Raw genomic sequence first — 6,103 nt, forward strand, 5'->3', positions numbered from 1 at the left:
CCTTTAATATATACTGAAAATTTTTGAGTTTGTCAATCAATACACTTTATGTAGAATTATCAACTTTTTTGCCGCACAAAAAAGTTGCAAAAAACGCAATTGCTAGAACTTTATATTTTAAGAATATATATCAAATATGGTGTAATACCCTAATTTTAGGTTAAAAATGCAGTTGTTTTGGTTCTTTTATACCAATAAAAGAACTGGGGTATGGGGCAAAGCCCCATATATTAAAAAGAAACTATAGTTTTATTTTTGACAAAATATAGTTGTTTAGGTATATATTGCTTATTTAAAAAATATTAACTTCAATTTCTTTTTTAATTAAATTAGAAAATAAAGCCCCCGCACAAATTCTTATTAACTTTACAACTTATTCAACGCAAGATTAATCTTTTATGATTTTATAGATTTAAATAAAATAGCATTTAATTTTATTATTTAGTTTTGTTTACCGTGCGATAAAATATATAAATCTTACTTACTGCATATACTTTCAACGTCTTTTTCTAGAAGTTCTATAACTTTTTCGGTAAAGTCGTATAATTCTTTTTCCTGCTGCGGAAATTGAAATTCCTTTACCCATCTGTCGTCAAAATAAAAAGTATCATCAAATAAATTATGTTTTTTAAGCCAAGCCTCTATATCTTTATTATCTTTCTCCCATTCTTTTATTAGTTTTGGATCATCTCCTGTATCTTCACCCCTTGAAAATAAATTGAACCAATAATAATCATTATCTACATATATATCTATAGCATAATTAAGCCCTCTTTTCTTACTTTCAAAATCTCTGTAAAAACATTCGTCTTTATAATTATCACCTTTAAATCTTGAAACCAAGTTATTGATACGAGTTACAATCAAATTATTATACATATCAGCTATTAATTTTATTTTTTCGTATTCATCTGTATTATTTATTATTTCTTTATAAAAATCTTGTGTTAATTTATCCATTTTAGTTACTCCTGTTTCTCTTAATATTTTTAAATAATGTTCTGCTAATAATATCCATTCTTTAGCTTCATTATTTTTTATAAAATCATTTAAACTATTTTCTATTACTTTAGTATAAAAATCTTCATCTTCTCCATCATATCCATATATGATTTTGATTTTTTCTTTTGGTATATCTTTTATAGACTGAGATGTAGGCTGTTTTAATGTATCAGGAGATAAATATACTATTTTATCAACTTCTAAATTCTTTTTTAGGCAATTATTATAATATCTTGATAATTGTTCATTCATATCTTTAGCCCATCTAAGTTTGTTTTCTATGATTATGCAGTTTGTGTCAGTTTTAATTAAAATATCAACTTTATTTTCTTCTCTTACAACTGAATAATCATTATTTAAATATTTAGAAGTATCAACATCTATAAAATCAAGAAAATATTTTAATACCGTTTCATGCTCTAAAAGTTTTGCTATTATATCAGAATGAAAATTTTCTTTGTAATATGTATCAGAAATAAGTTCAAATATATTAAAAGGATAATCTTCATTAAAAGTATTTTTCTTGATATAATCACGATATTTTTCAAGCATATTATTATTGGCATATTTTGGTATAATAGAAAAAATATCTTTTATAATTTCTTTAGATCTGTTAAATGGAAATTGCCAAGTATTTTTTAAATCTTCAATTGTATAATTCATTAATCCACCTCAATTATAAAGCAGGCGAATGCTTTCCTTTGTTAGGGCCATTAGGATGTTTAAGACAATAACCATTTACTAACGACTGTAAAGATTTGTTTTTAGCACCGCAATACTTGCAGAAATATTCTGACTTTTCACCGCCTTCATAAAGTTTATGCTTTCCTTTGTTAGGTCCATTTGGATGCTTTAGACAATAACCGCTAGTTAGTGAAGCTATTGAAGAATATTTAGCACCGCAGTATTCACAGTAAAAATTTTGAGCCATAAAAAGCCTCCTTTAATATCAATTATGATTTAATTATATATTATTATAGCGACAAAAACTGTCATAATTTCATTTAAATATAAAAAAACTATAATTTATAATTAAAACTAAATATATATCCATAATCTAATATTCCGTTTTGATTTTGATTTATAATAGGAGTAAAGGAATAATATATTTTTCTCTCTAAATTGCTTTTATAAACTGATGAAATAATAGAAGTTAATGCTCCAGCTGTAAATAAACCTATACCTGTAAAAAACAGTGTTCTATTTAGCTTGCTTGTTTTATCAGTTTTGCTGAAATCAAAAAAATCAAAATTATTAGGCTGTCCGTTTACTGCATTTAATACAAATGGACTAGCGGCAGTTAAAGCTCCTCCAACCATTGTTATTATTCCGAAAATATTGAAGCCTTTTGCTATATTTATACTATTCATATTTTTTTCTATTAATGCTCTTCTATCTGCTTCATAAATTAATCTTTGTCTTTCTTCCTCTAATTTTTTTAATTCCTGCATTTTTATTTTTAAATCTTCTGTTTCAATGGCACCTTTACTTTTTAAATAATCATACATTTCAAAATTATTATTATCAAATGCATAATGCAAAGCTGTTTTATTATCATAAACTTTAGTATTAATATCCGCTTTTTTAGAAATAAGGAGTTCTGCCATTTCTTTATTATTATTTTCTGCTGCAATCATTAAATATGTTTTATTATCATATCTTGTATTTACATCTGCCTTATTTTCAATGAGAAGCTTAGCTATTTCTAATTTATTGTCTTTTACTGCTAAATATAATTCTTTACCATCATTTTCATTTAAAGATATTTTTTTTGATAAAAGAGCTTCAACTATATCTTTATTGCCTTTTTATATAGCATACATTAATGTTGTATTTTCATAATACCCATAATCATTATTCACAGTGTTATATATATGAGCATTATTTTTAATAAGAAACTTAACTCCTTCTAAATCATTATCATTAATAGCATATAAAAGAGGATATGTATTATTAAAATTCTTATCAATATCTAAATATCCTATATCAATTAATTGCTGAGCTACATCATAATACTCTAATGCAGTACATAAACTTAGAAGATAAGTTCCTTTTTCAAAACTTTTAGTATTTCCATTTTTACTTTCAAAACTAGTATCTCTTCCTAAATATAGTTTTTGATTAGTTACCATATTATTTATTTCTTCTATTACAGAATTATTAATATTATTGGTATATGATGATACTAAAGTTTTATATTTATCAAATACATAGCTATTAAAAAATATATTCATAATATCTTTACTGTATGACTGATCCATAGCAAGCATAATAGCTGTTTTTCTGCTGTTATTTGTAATTTTTAAATTTGGTTTTTTATCTAATATTTGTTTTATTATATTTGTAGAATTTTTATCTACAGCATACATTAATAGACTATGATTATTATAATTGCTGTATTGATAATTAATGTTTATGCCTTTATCTAAAAGAGTTTTAAAAACATCATCATAATTTTTTGATATTATAAGTTTAACAGCATACCAATCATTATTTTTATAATCAGCATTATTATTGATAAGTAATTTTGCAATATCTCTATGTTCATATCTTGATGCTATTTCTAAGGAAGTTAAAGATTCAGTAACAAATCTATTTGCATAATTATCAATATAACTTATCTTAAATAAATTATTTGAATACTCTGCCTTATTTTCTATTAATAATTTTACTATATCATAATGCCCGTTCATAATAGCATCTCTTATTGGAGTATTAAGATTAACATCAGCACCATTTTCTATAAGAAGTTTAACTATATCAAAATATCCTTTATGGCTTGCAATCAATAAAGCAGTATCCTGAATAAAATCGCTTTTTTCATTAACATTAACACCTTTTTTAATTAACTCTCTAACCTTTTTAATATCTCCAGATTTGCATGCTTCGTATAATTGATAATTGAGCCTATCCTCACAGTATAGATAGGATAAATTAAATACTGAAAATAAAATAAATAATTTGAATAATTTCATAAATCTGCTCCATTTAATAATTACTCATTAGTAGAACTGTATTCTTCCCACCATTTTTTTATTTCTACTATATTTGTATAATATTTTTTAGTTAATTCATCATTGTAGTAATAGTTTTCTACTTCCTCTCCTTCTATAGAACAATTAAGAGTATTACCATTTAATTTGAAATTAAAATATGATTTTGAAACAAAGAAATCCATAGTATAAACAGCCTCATTTTTACTCTTTATTTCACTTGCAGAAGTAGTTAATAATGTTAGAATTGAGGCTAGAGGATTTATTACAGTTTCTTCATCTCCTACTAAGACTTTATCTCCTACAAAGAGCAGCGATTCATTACCATTAGTATAGAATTTATAACTTACATTTTTATACCACCCTTCCTCTTTGCTTTCGCAGGATATAAATACTAATATTGATAATAAAGCTAATAAGAATATTTTTAATTTCATTTTTTGCTCCTAATTAAATATAATTCAAAATAAGAACTAAAGGCTTCACTCAAAAAATTCAAGCAAAGCCATTTAACTAAAAATATGATTGATTATTGTTTTTTATTACATACAACAGGTTGTCCTACTGTTCCAGGTGCAGTTTCATTTTTTGTAAATGTACCTGTTACAGAAGAACCATCAGAAGTAAATTTTAAAGTACCTTCTGTAGAACGATCGTCAGACCAAAATTTATAATCAGTACCTGAACCTGTTACATTCATATATCCTAGATAAGAAGGTTCTGATGTATTGCTCTTATTTCCCATAATACCAACTTTACCATTTTTTATTGATATCCATATATAACTACCATCTCCCGTAGCTTCTGATACATAAGTATTACCGTTATACTGTTCTATACCTGAAGAACCTGTTTTGTCATTATTAGAACAGCTTACTGATAAGATGCCTACTAAAAATAGACTCAAAAAGATTGTTAATAGTTTTTTGTTCATAAATGAAACTCCTTTAATTAATTTTTTATAAAAAACATTATTACAAACCAGAATAATTTAAATGCTTTAATACATTTAAATTTAAATTTAAATGTATTTATAAATTTATTATACTATATAATATTTTAAATTTAAAGCAATATAAATTTACACTTTTTTACAGAAATTAGATTTACTATTAAAATTAATACTACTGAGGTTTGAAGCGTTTTTAAAATCAGTCCATTATAAGACTTTTATTTCCTCTCTCATATAATAGGCTTTGAAGCGTTTACAATATTAGTCCTATATAAGACTTTATTATCCCATCCAATAACAAGGAATTGAAGCGTCTAGAAAAGAAGTTTGTTTCTATACTTTTTATTCTCCATCATATAAAAGGCTTTCAAGCGTTTTTAAAATCATCTTCCGCACGGTAAATTAATTAAAAATATAAATAAAATTTTATTACTACTTTTTTATAATATAAAAATAATAGACTAATCGTGCGTTAATAAAATTCAATATCTAATAAAAACTTGGGCGGGTGATATATTTTATAATTTAATTAAAAAATAAATTTAAATTAGAATTTCAAAATAAACTATAAATATTAAAGGGAGGGGTATGTAATTAAAGTTTTAAAATTTAATTACATTTGTCCCTTTTATATTTTTCAATCTCATTTGTCATTTTTGTGTTACTTTTCTTTTTTGTTTTATACTGTGATTATAATACCCACCCTAGTTTTTTTAATTTGTTGTATCATTTACGCACGCAGAGCAAAATTAATAATTTAGATTAATTTTAAATATACATTTTAATTATTTATAAAGTTTAATTAAGCGTGCGTTAAAATAGTTAAAAAATCAATATATATTCAGTTAATAGAAATTTTTAAATAAATATATTATACTATTAAAATAAAAATTACGGATAAATATATGCATAAATACAAACCAGAAATTTTAAAAGAATTATACGAAATAGTACAAGATGAAAGCATTTATTTAGGCGATATAGATACAAGCCTTATTAAAGATATGAGCGGATTATTTTCAGGAAGTAAAAGAGAAGATTTTTCAGGTATAGAAACTTGGGATACTTCAAATGTTGTAAGTATGAACTCAATGTTTTCTTTTGCCCGTAAATTTAATCATAATATAAATAACTGGAATGTATCTAATGTAGAAGA

The 6,103-nt window shown here is 24.2% G+C and carries 7 protein-coding genes; 1 reads left to right on the forward strand and 6 read right to left on the reverse strand.

The annotated features are described in order from the left end of the window. Positions 1 to 477: 477 nt before the first annotated feature. From Q0J90_RS01575 to Q0J90_RS01600, 6 genes are all read right to left on the reverse strand, one after another. Positions 478 to 1,665 carry a PD-(D/E)XK nuclease family protein gene (locus tag Q0J90_RS01575; protein WP_297276239.1) on the reverse strand — a complete coding sequence of 396 codons (1,188 nt, stop codon included), beginning with the start codon at positions 1,663 to 1,665 and terminating at the stop codon, positions 478 to 480. Between the two features lie 13 nt (positions 1,666 to 1,678). Next, entirely contained in the window at positions 1,679 to 1,933 is a 255-nt protein-coding gene (locus Q0J90_RS01580; protein WP_041177196.1) for a hypothetical protein, read from the reverse strand. Positions 1,934 to 2,021: 88 nt separating this feature from the next. After that, entirely contained in the window at positions 2,022 to 2,795 is a 774-nt protein-coding gene (locus tag Q0J90_RS01585) for an ankyrin repeat domain-containing protein (protein ID WP_297276244.1), read from the reverse strand. A 15-nt stretch (positions 2,796 to 2,810) separates the two neighbouring features. Further along, on the reverse strand, positions 2,811 to 3,977 hold the full coding sequence (locus tag Q0J90_RS01590) for an ankyrin repeat domain-containing protein (protein ID WP_297276240.1): 1,167 nt from the start codon (positions 3,975 to 3,977) through the stop codon (positions 2,811 to 2,813). A 20-nt stretch (positions 3,978 to 3,997) separates the two neighbouring features. Further along, on the reverse strand, positions 3,998 to 4,432 hold the full coding sequence (locus Q0J90_RS01595) for a hypothetical protein (protein ID WP_297276241.1): 435 nt from the start codon (positions 4,430 to 4,432) through the stop codon (positions 3,998 to 4,000). 92 nt (positions 4,433 to 4,524) lie between these two features. Beyond that, entirely contained in the window at positions 4,525 to 4,929 is a 405-nt protein-coding gene (locus Q0J90_RS01600) for a hypothetical protein (protein WP_297276242.1), read from the reverse strand. A gap of 923 nt (positions 4,930 to 5,852) precedes the next feature. Here Q0J90_RS01600 and Q0J90_RS01605 point away from each other — a divergent pair. Beyond that, on the forward strand, positions 5,853 to 6,103 hold a 251-nt coding region (locus tag Q0J90_RS01605), incomplete at its 3' end, for a BspA family leucine-rich repeat surface protein (protein ID WP_297276243.1).

The sequence above is a fragment of the uncultured Brachyspira sp. genome (assembly GCF_944390595.1).
Lineage (GTDB): Bacteria > Spirochaetota > Brachyspiria > Brachyspirales > Brachyspiraceae > Brachyspira.

Bases quoted from the DNA above. Each gene is read 5' to 3' on its own strand.
- Q0J90_RS01595 (WP_297276241.1), bottom strand. From the start codon at position 4,432: ATGAAATTAAAAATATTCTTATTAGCTTTATTATCAATATTAGTATTT.
- Q0J90_RS01590 (WP_297276240.1), bottom strand. From the start codon at position 3,977: ATGAAATTATTCAAATTATTTATTTTATTTTCAGTATTTAATTTATCC.
- Q0J90_RS01600 (WP_297276242.1), bottom strand. From the start codon at position 4,929: ATGAACAAAAAACTATTAACAATCTTTTTGAGTCTATTTTTAGTAGGC.
- Q0J90_RS01575 (WP_297276239.1), bottom strand. From the start codon at position 1,665: ATGAATTATACAATTGAAGATTTAAAAAATACTTGGCAATTTCCATTT.
- Q0J90_RS01580 (WP_041177196.1), bottom strand. From the start codon at position 1,933: ATGGCTCAAAATTTTTACTGTGAATACTGCGGTGCTAAATATTCTTCA.